The organism is Acrocarpospora phusangensis (assembly GCF_016862995.1).
Lineage (GTDB): Bacteria > Actinomycetota > Actinomycetes > Streptosporangiales > Streptosporangiaceae > Acrocarpospora > Acrocarpospora phusangensis.
In genome coordinates, this window is record NZ_BOOA01000022.1 from 94,549 (window position 1) to 112,330 (window position 17,782).

The window sequence follows — 17,782 nt, forward strand, 5'->3', positions numbered from 1 at the left end:
CTGCGGAAATGGTGCGGGCAACTTGGCTTGAGGGCGGTCAGGTGCGGAGAGGCGCGGGCAGCCGATCAGGGGCGATCGGATGCGTGGAGGAGGTGTTGCAAGGCGTTTGGGGGCGGACTGACATGTACGGCGGGAGCATTTCGGTTGGGCGCGGTTCGATGTGCGGAGATGGGTGCCGGGCCAGAGGCGTAGACGGTGTCGTTGGTTATGGGGCCGGCGTCGTCGTAGCAGACATGATCCGGATCAGCGCAGACCGGAGACCGCCGCAGCGGTGGGTGACGGGTCGGACAGCACGGCCGCATGGCTCAGACCGGCTTGACAGGATGGTTCGGCCGATCTTGGCGCCGGTGCGGCGAGTAGCGTCACCTGCGTTAACGGCGCCGGATAACGGCGAGAAACCTGGCGTCCGGTCCATCCCGAGAGGGCTCACCTCCAGCCCTGACGGATCAGCTGGCACCCGGCAGGTGGGGATAAGCACGGGGGTGCCGTGCCGATGCCTGCGGATCCGGCTAATGCACGAGGGAAAGAAGACGCTCGCGTAGTCCGGGATAGTCGCCCTGGCCGGAATCAGAGGAACGGCCAGGGTCGAAGACCGTGGGGCATTGCGTGGCGGCTTCCCAGACGCCCTCGCAAGCCAACCGGACAATCCGCGACATCACCGGATCCGGCTCAATATCCAGATCCTGCGTATGCCAGCGACCCATGGCCTCACGCAGCGGCACCAACAGCGCGGGATCCCCGGCGGCCCCGGTCGCGACGGCCCAACGCCTGAGCCGCCCACTCTGAACAGCGACAAATGTGGCCCGGACATACGCCCGCGTGTAACAGCTCTCGTCCTGGGCCTCGATGAGCGCGTCGAAGTCCGCGATCAGCCGCTCGATCATCCCCGCGACCAGGGCGTCCTTAGTACCGAAGTGGTACAGAAGCCCACCCTTGCTGACCCCGGCCCGCTCGGCCACCGCCGCCAGGGTGAGCGCCTGCACACCGTGGTCGGCCAACAGGCCCTCCGCGGCATCAAGCAACTCATCCCTTTTCACACTCTTTACTATACCGTCCGGACGGTTAAGCCCCAAATCCCACCCGAAACCCCTACACGTAGGAAGCCGACACCAATCCCGGCCAGCGCGCCTGATCACCCTGTTACGGCCGTCGAGGCCAGCGTCTCTGTGGTGGGGATACGCCCCGCTGCGGGTCACGTTTGAACGGGGAAGTAGAGGTTTGCGGCGGGGGTCAGGTGAGGCCGGCGCGGCGGGCGCGTTCGACTACGACGGCGATGACGGCGGCCACGCGGTCGATGTCGGATTCGGTTGAGGTGTGACCGAGGGAGAAGCGGAGGGAGCCCCGGGCGCGGATGGTGTCCTGGCCCATCGCGAGCAGGACATGGGACGGCTGGGCGACACCCGCCGAGCAGGCCGAGCCGGTGGAGCACTCGATGCCCTTGGCGTCCAGCAGCATGAGCAGGGCGTCGCCCTCGCAGCCGGGGAAGGAGAAGTGGGCGTTGCCCGGGAGGCGGTCGATCGGGTCGCCGTTGAGGATGACGTCGGGGACAGCGTGCCGTACCCGGGTGACGAGGTCGTCGCGGAGGGCGGTGAGGCGGGTGGCGTGCTCGGAGCGGTGGTCCACCGACGCCTGCACGGCCGCCGCGAAGCCGGCGATCGCGGGCGCGTCCAGAGTGCCGGAACGCACGTCGCGTTCCTGGCCGCCGCCATGTAGCACCGGAACCGGATCCACCCCGCGAGCGAGCAGCAACGCGCCGACACCCATGGGCCCGCCGACCTTGTGCCCCGAAATGGTCATCGCGTCCACACCGGACTCCGCGAAGTTCACCGGCAACTGGCCGATCGCCTGAACCGCGTCCGTATGAATCGGAATGCCGTGCGCGTGCGCGATCGCCGCCAACTCCGGCACCGGCTGGATCGTGCCGACCTCGTTGTTGGCCCACATCACACTGACCAGCGCCACATCATCCGGATTCGCGGCGATCGCCGCCCGCAGCGTCTCCGGATGCACCCGCCCCTGATCGTCCACCGGCAGCAGTTCGACGACCGCGCCCTGGTTGTCGGCCAGCCAGTACGCCGGATCCAGCGCCGCGTGATGCTCCACCGCGCTGATCAGGATCCGAGGCCGCTTCCGCGCCCAGTAAAGCCCCTTGATCGCGAGATTGTCCGCCTCGGTCCCCCCCGAGGTGAAGACCACCTCACTGGGCCGCGCCCCCAGCGCACAGGCGATCGTCTCCCGCGCCTCCTCCACCACACGCCGAGTCCGCCGCCCCGCCGCATGCAACGACGACGCGTTTCCCACCTGGTTCAACTCGGCCACCATCGCACCGATCGCCTCAGGCAACATCGGCGTGGTCGCAGCATGATCCAGGTACGCGGTCCCCACGACCCCTCCATTTCCACCAACGCACAACCAACCAAGCGTACTGTGACGGGACTCCTCCGCTGCCTGACGGCACCGGCTTCTCGCCAAGCCACCGCGGTCTCGCGAAGGGCAAGCCCTGCGCGCGCTTCGACTTACTGCGGGGGAGTTGCCCCCACTCGTGCGGAGGACGGTGCGCACGTTCCGACGGGCTAAGAGGTGCCTGAAGGTCAAGCGGAACGCGGATACGCCTACGACCAAGCGGGACGCCTCACCTCCTGGACGGCTCCCGGCGGCGCGGTCACCGTCTATGACTGGGACAAGTCCGGCCACCGCACCGGAGCGGGGGCCGACACCTTCACCTACGACCAGCGCAACCGGCTGACCAGCGGCGGTGGGACCTCCCACACCTACGACCAGCGCAACCGGCTGACCAGCGGCGGCGGGGCCTCCTACACCTACGCCCCGCGCGGCACCATCGCCACCACGGGCGCGACCACCAAGACCTACACCTTCGACGCCTTCGACCGGATGACCGCCGACGGCGACGGAAGGAGCGCATGCTGATCGGTGGGGCGAGATCCTTAACGGTGATGACAGCATTACCATCTCAACCCGAATCCCCAGGTCTCTGGCGGATCAACTCCATCACCACGAGGGCAAACTAGATGGAATTGGGCCGGCGTATTACGCAGACGCGAGCAGCTTGAGCAGATAAATCAGGAGATGAGTGGAATCAGCGTTTGGCCATGATGCAGCAGATTGAGGAGCCGATGGCGGAGGCCGTTATCCGTTGGCTCGCTTCCGAAGATGGTGGGCGGCGGACAGGCCCACCCACGGCCGCTGTTTACATGTCCACAGCCACGCTCGCGTACGGGGACGAGAGCGAGGTTCAGCCTGGTTGGCCGGCCTCGGCAGAGGTATTCAGTGTGTTGATCCAGCGAGTGGAGGTGCTGGATGACGGGCGATGGCGTTGCCTGGTCGGCTTCCTGGCACCTGATCTGGCTCGGCCCTGGCTACATGACGGTGCCCAGATCCTTGTTCTGGAAGGACCTCGTCTGGTCGCGTCGGGACGGCTAATAGCCGTTTTCGTTTGAAGATCTTCGCGGCGACGCGAGTATGCCGAAGAATCTGAAAATCTTCGGCAGAGCCTGTCCGCCGACCTCGCCCAGGACCCAATGCCACTCAGACTAAATTGATCATGGCTTGAAGTACGGGCACGTGCTCTTGCCGACCGCTTCCCAGGGCCGGACCAGAGAGATCCACTACGGTTCGTGATCGTAATGGAGACCCGAGAGCAGTCCCCGCGGTGGTTGGCCGATTCTGTGTCGCTGGGCTGGCTCACTCTCGGAGAGCCACACCCATAACAGGGATCGATGCATTCGAAAGGGCAAGGGTTCCCTTCCCATGAGCTCATTTGGCGAATTCGGTCGGTCGACCTGGTTCGACTGGCTGGTCATGGCTTCGGGATCTCAGGCTGTTGACGCTTTCAGGTTCGGCGGATGCTGAGTCGGCGGTGTTGTTCTTCGTGGGCGTAGAAGGCGTGGGTCGCGGCGCTGGAGGATGTGTGAACTGCCGAGGAGCCGACGCGGCTGGGCCCCAGTTCGAAAGGAATGCGAGGTTGCGCCCGGGATCGGGTGTCAGGTCAGGAAGGGGGCGACGGAGGACCAGGAGGGGTCGGGGGTGGTGGTGAGGTGGGGGCGGCCTTCGGGCCAGGAGGTGGTGAGGGGTTTGAGGGTGGGGGTGAGGTTGGCGGTGGGGTCGGCGTAGATGTGGTAGGTGCGGGTGCCCTCGGTGGTGAGGTGGGCGGCGAGGACGGCCGAGTCGGTGAGGGCGGAGGTGAGGTGGGTTTCGAAGGTGGTGAGGGTGGATTCGGCTTCGGGGGTGGGGAGGCCGTCGGGGTCGCGGTGGCGGTAGGTGACGGTCAGGGCGATGTGCTGGTCGTAGAGGGGGTAGTCGACCGGGCGGAGGGGGTAGCGGGCGATGGCGGTGAGGGGTTTGCCGGTGCCGGTCTGGCCTTCGAGGCGGGCCCAGCGGTTGCCGGGGAAGCCTTGGGCGACGTCCGCGACCACGCCGGGGAGGTGGATGGCGGCGATGGCGTCGATGGGCTCGAACTCGGACGCGACGATGTCGCCGATCCAGCGGGCGACCTCGTCCTCACCGAGCAGCCAGTCGAGCGCGAGCAGAGTGGTCTCCATCCGCGTCTCGTCATCGATGTCCTGAAATATCGGGTGGTACGCGGAGACATTCACCCGGGGCGTACCAGGCGGAACCCGTACGCCGAGTACGAAGCGGTCCATGCCGAACTGGTGGCCGCCGACGTCGACGGTCAGGTCGTGGGCCTGCGGATTGGCCTGCCGCGACGGGTGGAACTCCCAGCGTCCGTCCGCCTCGGGCGCAGCCAGCGCCCATCGATGCGCGAACGACCGCAACTCGGGATTGCCCGCCGCGCTGACCACGAGCGCGTGCTTGGCCGCAAGCCCGGGCGCGACCTCCCAGATCAACGACTCGTCCAGCGCGTTCACAGCGGGCCCGACCAGTTCGGCCAGCTCACCCGCGTCGCCCGCGTCTACGAGCGCGTCCACCCGAGGCCGTGCCTCGTGCCACCAGGTCCAGAAGTCAGCGATCAAAGCGCCCGGCTCCACCGGCTCGCTCTTGCGCCCGAACAGTCGCATGGCCAGCAATCATCCCAGCCGGACCACCCGCCTGCCAACGCGACCCTGTAACCAGGGGACCAGACAGGGTAAGTGTGTCCAGCCGCGGCTGTGCTGTTCCCGACGAACCGCTGAGCGGTGTAGCACGTGGCTGCTTAGGGGCTAGAGCGCGTAACAGAACGCGGCCTCTCGCTGATATCCGGTGCCGTTAACGCAGGTGACGCTGCTCGTCGCACCGGCGCCGAGAATGACTGGCCCATCGCGGAGGACGTTGTCCCTTGGTGGAACGGGATGGAACGCCTTCGGGGGCGGGTGTGTCGATGTGCCCCGGAACCCGGATGACAGGAAAGGCGCGTCCCTTGCCACGTCTTCGTCGGATGATCGCCGCGGTGTGCGCGGTCTCGTTGAGTGTCGCCCTGCCGGTGCCGTCGGCCGCGTCCGTACAGGATGATCCGGCCATCGCCAAGCTGCGGGAGGAGGTCAGCCAGACGGCCGATCCCGCGGAGCGGGAGACGTTGGACGGGTGGCTGGGCAGGGCCGTACAGGCGGAGGGGGATGTCTGTGCGGTCGCTGAGGCGTTGCAGGGGTTCGCGGACGGCGCGCCCGAGGAGCTGAGCCGGGAGGGGGCGCGGATTCGGGGGCGGTTGCTGGGCGGGATGGCCGACAGCGAGGGATGTGCGGGGCCGATATCGGTTCATGTGGATCCGGAGATCGGTAAGGGGCGGGTCACCATTCCCGGGTTCGGCGACGCGACGCCGCGGGAGGTCGTGGAACTGGTCGACAGTGAGGGCCTGCGGTCGAGGTTCGTGGCGGACGAGCTGATCGTGGCCACCACCGAGGAGTCGCGGGTGGACGATCTGGTGAACCGGCTGGACGGGAAGGTGCTGCACCGGATCGAGCCGCTGGTGGCCGGCGGACCAGCACAGTATCTGCTGAGGGTCGACACCGACCTGGCGGACACCGCCACACTCAGCGACGATCTCGCGAAGCTCAACGGCGACCACCGCAAGGCCGAGCAACTCGCCGTCTCCAGCCAGGACGGGCTCCGCCTGCTGGCCGCCGCGTCCTCGGCCGCGGCGGACCAGTTGACGGTGGGCGTGAACTGGGTCGGCGAACCGCAGGGGTTCGCGGACAGGGCCACCTCGGAGGCGAGTTCCGGCCCACCCGGGTTCAACGTGGACAACACTTCGAGCTACACCCGCAATCCGTACAAGTGGACTTATCTCGCGAATAGCGGCGCGATGGGGATCGGGGTGGCCGAGGCCTGGACGTTGCTCGACTCGGTCGGTGTGCTGGGTGGGGTCACGCCGGTCACGAGGGTGCCGATCGGCATCGTGGACGCGGGCTTCAATCCGGTGGCGAGTGGTGACCTGCCGGCGCAGGTGCAGCTGTCGTCGGCCAACGCGTCCTCGCCGACCGATCCGGGGCCGTTCCCGTCGAGCGAGCGGCTGCTCCGGTGGCACGGGAACCACGTCGCCGACGTCGCCGCCGGAGTGCCGGACAACTTCGTCGGCGTCGCCGGCCCGGCCGGTCCGGTGGCCAAGCTGAACCTGGTCAGGACCCACTTCGACGAGTTCTCCATGACCTGGGCGCTCGTGAAGGCCAAGCTGCAGGGAAGCAAGATCATCAGCTCCAGTCTGTCGCACCACGTGCACTGGGCGCTGGCGTGGACCACCCTCCCCACCGAGGGAGCCACCTTGACGATCCGCCAGCAGGGCACCCTGATCTTCGCGTCCGCGGGCAACGACGGCCGGGACGTGGACGCCGAGACCTGCTTCCTCTGGGACTGCTGGGAGAAGGGCAAGGAGTCACTCTGCGAGAACCTGGGGGTTCGGTGCGTCGGCGGAGTGGCCAACCGGACCCGTAATCGGCATCCCGGGTCCAACCACGGAGCGAAGGACGTCGACATCTTCGGCCCGTTCCAGGTGCTGACCGGCGCCGACCCGACCGATCCCGACCAGTCGACCGTGGTCATGGCCGAGGGCACCAGCGCCTCCGCGCCGTTCGCCGCCGGGGTCGCCGCGCTCATCTGGGCCGCGGATCCCCAGCTCAACGCCACCCAGGTGGACGAGATCCTCCGCCGCAACCTCATGACGAGCCCCGACCCCCTCGTCCACAATCGGATGATCAACGCCCTGGGCGCCATCCGCGACGTGCTGCCCCCGTCGGTACGGATCACCAGCCCGCTCCCCGGCCAGACGCTCTCGATCGTGACCCCCGCTCTCTTCCAGGCCACGACCTTCGACGACGGGCTCGGCACCCCCACGCTCACCTGGACACGCAACGGCGTCGCGATGGGCACCGGACCGTCGGTCCTGGCCCAGTTGCCCGCCGGTCTGCACACGATCCGCGTCACGGCGACCTTCCCCGGCGGGGTGAGCGTCGCCGACACGCTCGACGTCGAGGTCACCGACTTCACCCCGGACGTCCATCTCACCGGCCCGGCCTCCGGCGCGGTCTTCGGCCAGTCCGAGGCGATCCCGTTCCACGCCACCAGCCTCGACGACGCCGGACCCCTGCCCGAGGCCAGGATGCGCTGGTACCTGGACGGTTCGGCCGGCAGCTTCGCCACCGGTCACAACCCGACGGCGAACACGGGCGCGGCGCCGGGCCCGCACACCGTCACCGTACGCGGATGCGACACCTCCGGCCTCTGCGGGTCCGAGACGATCAACCTCACGATCATCCCCGACTCCGCGAACAAGGCCCCGATCGTGAACATCACCAACCCGCTCAACGGGACCAAACTCTGGGTCAACGGCAACGACGGCACACACTTCTGGCACGAGATCACCCTCACCGGCACGGCCACCGACCCCGAGGGCGGCGCCGTGAGCCTGGTCTGGCGGGACAACGGCGTGATCGTCTCCACCGCCGCCGCACCCGTGGTCCGGCTCGCCGGCGGCTGCGGCGACTCCACCCACAAGATCAGCCTGACCGCCACCGACGCGGCCGGCAACAGCCGCCAGGACGTCACCCAAGTGCTCGTCTCAATGGTCTGCTGACCCCGTACGCCCGGAAACCCCGGCGACCGAGTTCGCCGGGGACGGTAACCTCGAATTGTTATGGGAACCTTGCGTGTGCTCGCCGCCATGTCGGGCGGTGTCGACTCAGCGGTCGCGGCGGCCCGGATCGCCGAAGCGGGTCACGACGTGACCGGCGTCCATCTCGCGTTGTCCGCCAACCCCCAGTCGTACCGGACGGGGGCCAGGGGCTGCTGCACGGTCGAGGACTCCCGGGACGCGCGACGCGCCGCCGACGTGATCGGCATCCCGTTCTACATCTGGGACATGGCCGAGCGTTTCCACCGCGACGTGGTCGAGGACTTCGTCAGTGAGTACGCGGCGGGCCGCACGCCCAACCCGTGCCTGCGCTGCAACGAGAAGATCAAGTTCGAGGCGGTCCTGGACCGGGCGCTGGCCCTCGGCTTCGACGCCGTCGCCACCGGCCACCACGCCCGCCTGGTGGACGGTGTCCTGCACCGCTCCCCGGACCAGGGCAAGGACCAGTCGTACGTGCTGGGCGTGCTCACCCGGGAGCAGCTCAGCCACGCCATCTTCCCGCTCGGCGACTCCACCAAGGCCCAGGTCCGCGAGGAGGCCGCCCGCCGCGGTCTCACCGTCGCCGACAAGCCCGACAGTCACGACATCTGCTTCATCGCCGACGGCGACACCCGCTCCTTCCTGGCCGACCGCCTCGGTACGGCCGAGGGCCCGATCGTGGACGCCCTCACCGGCGAGACCGTCGGCGCCCACCCGGGGGCGTACGGGTACACGATCGGGCAGCGCAAGGGCCTCCACCTCAACCGCCCGGCCTCGGACGGCAAGCCGCGTTACGTCCTGTCGATCGAGCCCGTCTCGAACACGGTCACCGTGGGGCCCCGTACGTCGCTTGAGGTGACCTCCATCACCTGCGCCAGGCCGCTCTGGAACGGCCCCGCCGACCCGCCGGCCGAACCGTTCGCCTGCCACGTGCAGTTGCGCGCCCACGGCGAGGTGCACGCTTGCCAGGCCCAGGTGTCCGGTGACCAGCTGCACATCCAGCTGACCTCCCCGGCCATGGGTGTGGCCCCGGGCCAGGCCGCCGTGCTGTACGACGGCGACACGGTGATCGGCTCGGCCACCATCTCCGCCGCGGCCTGACCCGTCTCAGACCTCGACTCAGACCTCGACGTCGTCGCCGACGTGGATCCGGCGCACGTCGGCTTTGAGCTTGTCGCCCTCGCTCTCCAGCCAGCCGTCGATCAGGCGATGGCCGATCTCGTTGAGCATGCCGTCGTGGGTGGAATAGGCGCGGGCCGGATGGACTGAGCGCAGGTATTCCACCATGTCGTACAGCCGGAGCCACGGGGCGCTGGTGGGCAGCAGGAGGGTGGGGACCTCCCCGCCGGGCGGGGTGAGCGCGTCGCCCGGGTAGAAGAGCTGCTCGTCGACGAAGAAGCCGACGTTCTGGATGATCGCCACGTCGGGGTGGACGGGCGCGTGCCATTCGCCGACGGTCCGCACGGTGAAGCCCGCCGTCATGAAGGTGTCGCCGTGCCGGACGGCGTGGACCGTCGCGGGGATGCCGGCGAGTTTGTCGGCCACCGCCTGGCAGGTCCAGACCTCCATGCCGGCTGGGGCGGCGCGCAGCACCTCCGGATCCAGGTGGTCGAAGTGCTCGTGCGTGATCAGGATCGCGTCGGCGCCGTCGATCAGGCCGGTTCCGCTGAACGAGCCCGGGTCGATGACGAGCCTGCGGCCGTCCTTCTCCACGTGCCAGCACGCGTGGCCGAACTTGGTGAGCTTCATGACTTCTAAGCTAGGGCTCGTGACTGACTTTCCTTGGGACGAGGGCGCGGCGACGGGGGTCGGGTCGCATCCGGGTGAGGACGGCCTGTCGGCGCTGAAGACCGTGTTCGACGAGGTGCCGGTGCCGTACCTGCCGGAACTGCCGGGGCGGGGAGTCGGCGCGGACATGATCGGGCGCACGGCCTCGCTGCTGGTGGACCTGCCGGTGGAGGTGCAGCCGTCGGGGTGGCGGTTCAGTGATCGTCCGGGGCGGGACTTCAAGCGGGCCCGCGACCATCTGCTGCGCGATCTGGACATGCTGGAAGAGGTGTCGCAGGGCTACACGGGCGCTCTCAAGATCCAGGTTTGCGGGCCGTGGACGCTGGCGGGGGCCGTCGAGCTGCGGCACGGGGACAAGACGCTCGCCGACAAGGGCGCCGTCCGGGATCTGATCGACTCGCTCGCCGACGGGCTGGCCGCGCACGTGGCGGACGTGCGCAAGCGAGTGCCCGGAGCCGGGCTGATCGTGCAGGTGGACGAGCCGGGCCTGCCGGGCGTGCTGGCCGGGACCGTGCCGACCGCGTCCGGGTTCGGGCGGCTCGCCGCCGTCGAGGAGCAGCCCGCCGCCGACGGGCTCCGGCGCGTGCTCGCCGTGACCCCCTTCCCGATCGTGCACTGCTGCGCGCCCCGCGTCCCCTTCTCCCTGTTCGGTACGGCCGGAGCCCGTGGTATCTCCCTCGACGCGAGCCTGCTGCGGCGCGCCGACGAGGACCGCATCGGCGAGACCGTCGAGGCGGGCATCGCCCTGCTGCTCGGCGTGCTCCCCGGCGTCGACTCCCGCCTGCCCGAGCCGGCCGCGGTCGCCCACCCCGCCCGCGAGCTGTGGCGGCGCCTCGGCTTCCGGCCGGAGGAGCTGGCCCGGCAGGTGCTGCTCACGCCCTCCTGCGGGCTGGCCGGCGCGTCCCCGGCGTACGCCAAGGCGGCGCTGGTGCGGTGCCGGGAGGCGGCCCGCGTGCTGCGCGAGGACCCCGAGGCCGAGTAGCCGGACGGCAAGCCGGTTGCAAGCGCCCGGCCGTATCTCTTGTTCTGCATCGAAGGAGAGATATATGCGTGCACTCGTCATCGCCGGGGTCGCGGCCGCGGCTCTGGCCGGAGTTCTGGCCTCCCCGGCGAACGCCGCCGACACCTGGCACTGGGGTCCCGCGTACTCCGCGGACGGCAAGGCCAAGGTGACCAGCGGCAAGATCGTGACCCGGCCGGGGGGCCTGCGGGTCACCGGCAGACTGCACGACGGGTCGAGTTCGGGGGCCTGTTCGTGGGTCCGGTTCCGGTACCTGACGGACCAGGGCAAGACCATGCACAAGAGCTACAAGACCTGTACGGCCGGCTATCGGAAGATCACGCTCAACACCGGCCACGTCCTGTCCATCGAGGCCAAGGTGTGCCGGGGCACGGCTGCCAAGATCACCGGCAAGTGCTCGGCGTACGAGGGGGTCTGGGCACAGGGCGGCTGAGAGCGGCTGAGCCGGGGCCGTGCCTGCGTCCTCGCGGCACGGCCCCTTCGCATGTCCCGGCGCGTCAAGATCCGGTCTTGGCCTCGGCGAATGTCGGTGGGCGGCGCTACCGTTCTACCTGGGTCTGACTACGAGGGGAGCGGGGCATGACGTCGCCTGAAGGGGTCTCCGGCGAGCTGTCCGAGCGCCGGGGGCGGCACGCCGAACTGACCGAGCTGGTCGAGCAGGCCAACTGGCGCTATCACGTGCTCGACTCGCCCACGGTCAGCGACGCGCAGTACGACACGTGGATGCGCGAACTCCGGGCGATCGAGGAGGAAGTTCCCGAGCTGCGCACGCCGGATTCGCCCACCCAGAAGGTCGGGGCGCCCATCTCCACGGACTTCGCCGCCGTGCAGCATCTGATGCGGATGGAGAGCCTCGACAACGCGTTCAACGCGGCCGACCTGGCGGCCTGGCAGGTGCGCGCCGAACGGCTGGCCGAGGCGGAGCCGGGGCCCTACCTCTGCGAGCTGAAGATCGACGGGCTGGCCATCGCGCTGGTTTACGAGAAGGGCCGCCTGGTCCGGGCCGCCACCCGGGGGGACGGGCGGACCGGCGAGGACGTGACGCCCAACGTGCGGACCGTCCAGGGCGTGCCCGACCGGCTGTCCGGCGACGACGTGCCCGACCTGGTGGAGGTCAGGGGCGAGGTGTTCCTGCCGGTCGAGGGCTTCGAACGGCTCAACGAGCAGATCATGGACGCCGGCCGCCCGCCGTTCGCCAACCCGCGCAACGCCGCCGCCGGGTCGCTCCGGCAGAAGGACCCGCGGATCACCGCCCAGCGCCCGCTGCGGATGATCGTGCACGGGGTCGGCAAGTGGGAGGGCGCGGCCCCGCCCAGAACCCAGTCGGAGATGTACGACCGGCTCCGCTCCTTCGGGCTGCCGGTCAGCGATCTGTACCGCGTGGTGCCGGGGCTGACCGAGGTCCAGGAGTTCGTCGAGTACTACAACGAGCACCGGCACGACCCGGCGTACGAGATCGACGGCGTCGTGGTGAAGATCGACCGGATCGACGTGCAGCGGCAGCTCGGGTCCACCAGCAAGGCGCCCCGGTGGGCCATCGCGTACAAGTATCCGCCGGAGGAGGTCACCACCCGGCTGCGCGACATCCAGGTCGGCATCGGCAGAACCGGGCGCGTCACGCCGTACGGGGTGATGGAGCCGGTGGTCGTGGCGGGGTCCACGGTCGAGCGGGCGACCCTGCACAACGCCTCCGAGGTGGTCAGGAAGGGCGTGCTGATCGGGGACACGATCGTGCTGCGCAAGGCGGGCGACGTGATCCCGGAGATCGTCGGCCCGGTGGCCGACCTGCGGGACGGGAGCGAGCGCGCGTTCGAGATGCCGACGCACTGTCCCGAGTGCGGCACCGCCCTGGCGTACGAGCGGGAGGGGGACGCCGACCTGCGCTGCCCGAACGCCCGGGCCTGCCCGGCCCAGCTGCGCGAGCGCATCTTCTTCGCGGCCGGCCGCAACGCCTTCGACATCGAGGGCCTGGGTTACGTCGCGGCCACCGCGCTCACCCAGCCCCTGCCGCCGCAGGACCCGCCGGTCCGCACCGAGGCCGACCTGTTCGACCTGACCATGGACCGGCTGCTGCCGATCAAGTCGATCGTCCGCGACCAGGACACCGGCCTGGCCAAGACCGATCCGGAGAACGGCGAGCAGAAGGTGGTCTCCTTCTTCGCCACCATCGCCGGGGCGCCCAGCAAGAACGCCGAGAAGATGCTGGAGCAGCTGGAGAAGGCCAAGGCCCAGCCGATCTGGCGCGTCCTGGTCGCGCTCTCCATCCGCCACATCGGCCCGCCCACCGCCCGCGCCCTGGCCGACGAGTTCCGCTCCATCGACGCCATCGCGGCCGCCTCCGAGGAGGAACTCGCCGCCGTCGAAGGCATCGGGCCGCGCGTGGCCGCCACGATCAAGGACTGGTTCGCCGTCGACTGGCACCGCGACATCGTGGACCGCTGGAAGGCGGCCGGCGTGCGCATGGAGGACGAGCCGCCCGCCGACCAGGGCCCGCAGACCCTCGAAGGGCTCACCTTCGTGGTCACCGGCACGCTCGCCGCCTACACCCGGGACGAGGCCGCCGCGGCGATCACCAGCCGGGGCGGCAAGGTGACCAACTCTGTCTCGAAGAAGACCTCGTTCCTGATCGCGGGCGAGAACGCCGGATCCAAACACGACAAGGCCACCAAACTAGGCGTCCCCATCCTGGACGAGGCCCAGTTCGGCACCCTCCTCACCGAAGGCCCCGAGGCGTTCGCCCCACTCGACGAAGCCGAGAAAGAGCCCGAGGAGTCCGGAGAATAGGCCGAGGCGTCCGGCTATCCGGTGCCGTCTGCGAGGGCGACGATGTCGCCGGGGCCTGCCTCCTCGGCCGGCTTTGCGCTCCTGCGCCTCGGTCATCAGCAGCTCGGTGATCCTCACCCGCCCATCCGGCAGATGGGCCTGCCTGATCCTGGGCGCCGGTGCGGCGGGGCGTCACCTGCGCTAACGGCGCCGGATAACGGCGCGAGGCGGCACGGAAGAGGCCACCCGGCGCCGGTTTGGTGGCGGGCCGGGTGGCCTCGTGGGGCGGTCGCGCTAGGCGTACCTGCCGGGATGGAGGGTCAGTTGGACGTGCAGGTCAGCGCGGGGACCGCGTTGGTGCCGTTGTGGGTTCCGTTGAAGCCGAACGACGTGCTGGCGTTGACGGCCAGGTTGCCGTTGTAGTTCAGGTTGTTGACGGTCACCTGGCTGCCGCTGATGGTGTGCTGGCCCTGCCAGAGCTGGCTGATGCCCTGCCCGTTGGCGAAGCTCCAGCGCACGGTCCAGGAGGTGGTGGCGACGGAGCCGCTGTTCCGCACCGTCACGGTGGCGCCGAAGCCGTTGTTCCACTGGTTGGTGATCGCGTAGGTCGCGGTGCAGGCCTTGCCCCCGGACGGCGACGGGGACGGCGACGGGGACGGGGAAGGCGAGCGGGACGGCGACGCTGACGGAGACGGGGAAGGCGAACGCGACGGCGACGCGGAGGGCGACGGCGAAGGAGACCGGGACGGCGACGCGGACGGCGACGGCGTGTTCGTGGGCGGCGGGGCGGCGATGGCCAGGTCGTAGGCCCGCTGCGCGACGAACTGGCCGGCGCCCGCGATGCACCCGTCGGCCTCGCCGGGCAGCTTGATCCAGAGGAAGGCGTCGATCGCCGAGTCGCCCGTCACGTTGGTGCTCCACGTGCCGGTCGCCCGGCCCGCCGGGTCGCACCACTCGCTGCCGAGCGGCCCGTTGCCGTTGCGGCTGGTGTCGATGACGGCCTTCAGGCGGCTGATGCCGGTGGCCTGGATGATCGCCTTGGCGTACGCGACCTCGGCGCTGGTGGAGCGGTAGTTGGAGACGTTGACGGAGATGCCGTCGGCGCTGTTGGCGATGTCGGAGGCGACGAGCCGGTTGGCGGCCTCGCCCGCGCCGAGCCAGGCCGAGTGGCCGATGTCGAAGTAGACCTTGGCCGCCGCGGAGCCGGCCTTCAGGCGCTTGCCCGCGTACGCCATGGAGGCGCGGGTCTCGGCCTGCTGGGAGCTGTTCTGGCAGTTGGTCATGATCGGCAGCACGTCGGGTTCGAGGATGATCGACGCGGGCCGTCCGGCCAGGCCGGCCGCGACCTCGTCGACCCAGGCGCGGTAGGCGGTGTGGTTGGGAGCGCCGCCGGTGGAGGCGCCGCTGCAGTCCCGGTTGGGGATGTTGTAGACCACCATGATCGGGATCTTGCCGGCCGCGGCGGCGGCGCCGACGTAGGTGCTGACCTCGTTGCGTACGGTGGAGGTGTTGGTGGTGGTGAACCAGCGGCCCTGCGGGACGGCGGCGATCCGGTCCCGGATCACGGCTGTCTTGCTGTCGTTGGGGTTGGCGGCGACCCAGCGGGCGGCGTTCGTCTGCGGGTCCACGTAGAACACGGAGTCGGCGGCGCGCGCGGCGGATCCGGTGAGCACGGCGGCACCCATCCCGAGTGCGGCGGCGGCGATTACGGCCACCGTCAGTGGCCTGCTACGAAACATGAGGTCTCCGTCCCTGGGGAGTGGGAGCGCTCCCACTAACCTGGACGGATCTAATCACCAGATCCTAGGGACTAGAAGGCTTCGGGGAATAAGGCGGGAGATCCAACTTGAAACCCGCTGGCAACGCGCTCGAAACCGGTATCCGGTCATCTGAAACTTTCACCCCGAAAGGCCCGGATGCCGAGAAGCCGCGAAATATCCCGTAACGCAACGTGCCCAAGCGGTTTCGCGAAGTGGCCCAGAGGCCGTACCCTCCCATAGTGACCTCTTGGGGGGTTTCTTACCGATGACAGCGATTGCGCGCCATCTCGCGCCATGCCCGGAGATGGCGGACCCGACCGACACGCGGGACACCGGACCGCGCCTCGGCTCACCCCTGTGGACCTACTTCACCGGGGTGATCACGATCGGGCTCACGGCGCTGGTCGTCGCGCAGGTCCGGCTGGGCGTCAACGAGATCGCCGGACTCGCCGGGACCGCGCTGTTCTGGATCCTGGTCGTGCTGGTGGTGCTGGGCGAGCTGCGCCCGGTCATGGTCAGTTCGTCCACGGTCGTCGGGGGCACCCCCACCTCCACCATGTTCACCTTCGCCGTCCTGATGCACCACGGCCTGTCCGCCGCCGTGCTGGTGCAGGCGGTGGCCGTGGTGGTGAGCGGCCTGGTGCACCGCCGCTCCTGGCATCGCATCGCCTTCAACATCGCCCAGATCACCCTGGCCTGTACGGCCTCCGCCGTCGTCTTCGGCGCCTTCGGCATCCACCCCCGCCCCCTGGACACCTGGACCCCCGAGGGCACCGACATGCCGGCCATCGCCCTGGCCGGCCTCGCCTACTTCACCGTGCGCGGCCTGCTCGTCTGCAGCGCGGTCGCCCTGCACGAACGCAAGTCGATCATCCGCGTGATCAAGGCCTCGATCGGCCCGCAGGCCCTCGTGTACGGCGCGCTGCTCGGCCTGGCCCCCCTCGTCGTGGTCGTGATGGAACACTCCACCGGCCTGGTGCCCCTGTTCGTCGCCCCCCTGGCGGCCGTCTACTTCACGGCCACGCTCTCCATGCGCCGCGACCACCAGGCCATGCACGACAGCCTGACCGGCCTGCCCAACCGCAAGATGCTGATCCTGCGCACCGAGGAGGCCCTCGCCGAGGCCAGGGAGGACGAGCGCGTCGGGCTGTTCCTGCTCGACCTCGACCGGTTCAAAGAGGTCAACGACACTCTCGGCCACCCGGTCGGCGACCTGCTGCTCCAGATCGTCGCGCACCGGCTCACCCACAGCGTGCGCCCCGGCGACGTGGTCGCCCGTCTCGGCGGCGACGAGTTCGCGGTGCTGCTGCCCTCCATCAGGGACGCCCACGCCGCCAAGGAGGTCGCCTCCCGCCTGCGGGTCGCCCTCACCGAGCCGGTACGGCTTGAGGGCATGACCTTCGACCTGGACGCCTCCATCGGCATCGCCCTCTACCCCGACCACGCGCCCGACTTCGAACTGCTGCTCCAGCGGTCCGACGTGGCGATGTACATGGCCAAGGAGGGCCGTACCGGGGTGGAGTTCTACGTGGCGGAGCGGGACCGCAACTCCCCGGAGCGGCTCAGCCTCCTCGGCGATCTGCGCAGGGCGATCGACCGGGACGAGCTCTACCTGCACTTCCAGCCGAAGGTCTCGCTGGAGGACGGCCGGGTCGAGGGCATGGAGGCCCTGCTGCGCTGGTGGCATCCGGTGCGCGGCCCGATCTCCCCGGCCGAGTTCATCCCGCTGGCCGAGCAGTCGTACCTGATGCGGGAGCTCACCCAGCACGTCATCGACAAGGCCCTCGACCAGGCCGCCCGCTGGTGGCGCGACGGCCTCGGGGTGCCGATCTCGGTGAACGTCTCCGCCCGCGACCTGCTCGACTCCGGCCTGCCCGACCAGCTCGCGGCCGGCCTGGCCCGGCTGGCGCTGCCGCCCAGCGCCATCCACCTGGAGGTCACCGAGCGCATCCTGATGACCGACCAGGCCTACTCCGCCGACACCATCCGCACCCTGGCCGCCCTCGGCGTCCCGCTGGCCCTGGACGACTTCGGCACGGGCTACTCCACGCTGGTACGGCTCCAGCGCCTCCAAGTCGACGAAGTCAAGATCGACGCCTCCTTCGTACGAAAAATCGGTGAATCGCCGGACGACGAGAGGATCGTCCGCTCGATCATCGACCTGGTGCGCTCCCTGGGCCTGCGGGCCGTGGCTGAAGGCGTCGAATCCGCCGAGATCGCCGCCCAGCTCCGCGCCATGGGCTGCGACGCTGGCCAGGGCTGGTGGCTCGCCGAACCCATGCCCGCCACCGAGGCCGGCGTCTGGCTCCGCGCCCGCCTGCGCCTGCCCGCCATCTCTCACGAATCGCACATGGCCATGGACGGCACCGTCTGATCGCTCCGGCCACCAAATGG

12 protein-coding genes are annotated in these 17,782 nt (G+C 69.5%); 7 read left to right on the plus strand and 5 right to left on the minus strand.

The genetic code is table 11. The annotated features are described in order from the left end of the window. Nucleotides 1–509: 509 nt before the first annotated feature. A complete protein-coding gene (locus Aph01nite_RS15600; protein WP_204041590.1) occupies nt 510–1,037 on the minus strand; it encodes a TetR/AcrR family transcriptional regulator in 528 nt (175 codons plus the stop codon). A 193-nt stretch (nt 1,038–1,230) separates the two neighbouring features. Further along, entirely contained in the window at nt 1,231–2,385 is a 1,155-nt protein-coding gene (locus Aph01nite_RS15605) for a cysteine desulfurase family protein (RefSeq protein WP_204041591.1), read from the minus strand. Between the two features lie 195 nt (nt 2,386–2,580). Between Aph01nite_RS15605 and Aph01nite_RS15610 the strand changes: the two genes are divergently transcribed. After that, the gene (locus tag Aph01nite_RS15610; RefSeq protein ID WP_204041592.1) at nt 2,581–2,928 is read left to right on the plus strand and encodes a hypothetical protein; all 348 of its coding nucleotides are present in this window, start codon (nt 2,581–2,583) and stop codon (nt 2,926–2,928) included. Between the two features lie 1,073 nt (nt 2,929–4,001). Here the strand turns inward: Aph01nite_RS15610 and Aph01nite_RS15615 are convergent. Continuing rightward, nucleotides 4,002–5,036 (minus strand): DUF695 domain-containing protein, encoded by a 1,035-nt coding sequence (locus tag Aph01nite_RS15615; protein WP_204041593.1) that lies wholly within the window; start codon nt 5,034–5,036, stop codon nt 4,002–4,004. Between the two features lie 338 nt (nt 5,037–5,374). Here Aph01nite_RS15615 and Aph01nite_RS15620 point away from each other — a divergent pair, with 338 nt between their 5' ends. Together Aph01nite_RS15620 and mnmA are read left to right on the plus strand one after the other, a co-directional pair. Further along, nucleotides 5,375–8,020, plus strand: a complete 2,646-nt coding sequence (locus Aph01nite_RS15620) for a S8/S53 family peptidase (RefSeq protein WP_204041594.1) — start codon at nt 5,375–5,377, stop codon at nt 8,018–8,020. A gap of 60 nt (nt 8,021–8,080) precedes the next feature. Further along, a complete protein-coding gene (gene mnmA, locus Aph01nite_RS15625) occupies nt 8,081–9,157 on the plus strand; it encodes a tRNA 2-thiouridine(34) synthase MnmA (RefSeq protein ID WP_275419236.1) in 1,077 nt (358 codons plus the stop codon). Between the two features lie 18 nt (nt 9,158–9,175). On the opposite strand, the gene Aph01nite_RS15630 is transcribed toward mnmA, so the two are convergent. Then, a complete protein-coding gene (locus Aph01nite_RS15630; protein ID WP_204041595.1) occupies nt 9,176–9,805 on the minus strand; it encodes an MBL fold metallo-hydrolase in 630 nt (209 codons plus the stop codon). Between Aph01nite_RS15630 and Aph01nite_RS15635 the strand changes: the two genes are divergently transcribed. The 3 genes from Aph01nite_RS15635 to ligA all read left to right on the plus strand — a co-directional run bounded on the left by Aph01nite_RS15635 (nt 9,804) and on the right by ligA (nt 13,649). Beyond that, nucleotides 9,804–10,826 carry a methionine synthase gene (locus tag Aph01nite_RS15635; protein ID WP_204041596.1) on the plus strand — a complete coding sequence of 341 codons (1,023 nt, stop codon included), beginning with the start codon at nt 9,804–9,806 and terminating at the stop codon, nt 10,824–10,826. The genes Aph01nite_RS15630 and Aph01nite_RS15635 overlap by 2 nt on opposite strands. Nucleotides 10,827–10,890: 64 nt before the next feature. After that, nucleotides 10,891–11,298 (plus strand): hypothetical protein, encoded by a 408-nt coding sequence (locus tag Aph01nite_RS15640; RefSeq protein ID WP_204041597.1) that lies wholly within the window; start codon nt 10,891–10,893, stop codon nt 11,296–11,298. Between the two features lie 146 nt (nt 11,299–11,444). Further along, nucleotides 11,445–13,649, plus strand: coding sequence for an NAD-dependent DNA ligase LigA (ligA, locus tag Aph01nite_RS15645; protein WP_204041598.1), 2,205 nt, complete (start codon nt 11,445–11,447; stop codon nt 13,647–13,649). A gap of 299 nt (nt 13,650–13,948) precedes the next feature. Here ligA and Aph01nite_RS15650 read toward each other — a convergent pair whose 3' ends face one another. Next, nucleotides 13,949–15,367 carry a glycoside hydrolase family 6 protein gene (locus tag Aph01nite_RS15650; protein WP_204041599.1) on the minus strand — a complete coding sequence of 473 codons (1,419 nt, stop codon included), beginning with the start codon at nt 15,365–15,367 and terminating at the stop codon, nt 13,949–13,951. A gap of 325 nt (nt 15,368–15,692) precedes the next feature. Between Aph01nite_RS15650 and Aph01nite_RS15655 the strand changes: the two genes are divergently transcribed. Next, the gene (locus Aph01nite_RS15655; protein ID WP_204041613.1) at nt 15,693–17,762 is read left to right on the plus strand and encodes a putative bifunctional diguanylate cyclase/phosphodiesterase; all 2,070 of its coding nucleotides are present in this window, start codon (nt 15,693–15,695) and stop codon (nt 17,760–17,762) included. Nucleotides 17,763–17,782 lie beyond the last annotated feature (20 nt).

Excerpts from the sequence above, each read along its gene's own strand:
- Aph01nite_RS15615 (WP_204041593.1), bottom strand. The coding sequence starts at position 5,036 with ATGCGACTGTTCGGGCGCAAGAGCGAGCCGGTGGAGCCGGGCGCTTTG.
- mnmA (WP_275419236.1), top strand. The coding sequence starts at position 8,081 with ATGGGAACCTTGCGTGTGCTCGCCGCCATGTCGGGCGGTGTCGACTCA.
- Aph01nite_RS15635 (WP_204041596.1), top strand. The coding sequence starts at position 9,804 with ATGACTTCTAAGCTAGGGCTCGTGACTGACTTTCCTTGGGACGAGGGC.
- Aph01nite_RS15630 (WP_204041595.1), bottom strand. The coding sequence starts at position 9,805 with ATGAAGCTCACCAAGTTCGGCCACGCGTGCTGGCACGTGGAGAAGGAC.
- Aph01nite_RS15640 (WP_204041597.1), top strand. The coding sequence starts at position 10,891 with ATGCGTGCACTCGTCATCGCCGGGGTCGCGGCCGCGGCTCTGGCCGGA.
- ligA (WP_204041598.1), top strand. The coding sequence starts at position 11,445 with ATGACGTCGCCTGAAGGGGTCTCCGGCGAGCTGTCCGAGCGCCGGGGG.
- Aph01nite_RS15650 (WP_204041599.1), bottom strand. The coding sequence starts at position 15,367 with ATGTTTCGTAGCAGGCCACTGACGGTGGCCGTAATCGCCGCCGCCGCA.
- Aph01nite_RS15655 (WP_204041613.1), top strand. The coding sequence starts at position 15,693 with ATGGCGGACCCGACCGACACGCGGGACACCGGACCGCGCCTCGGCTCA.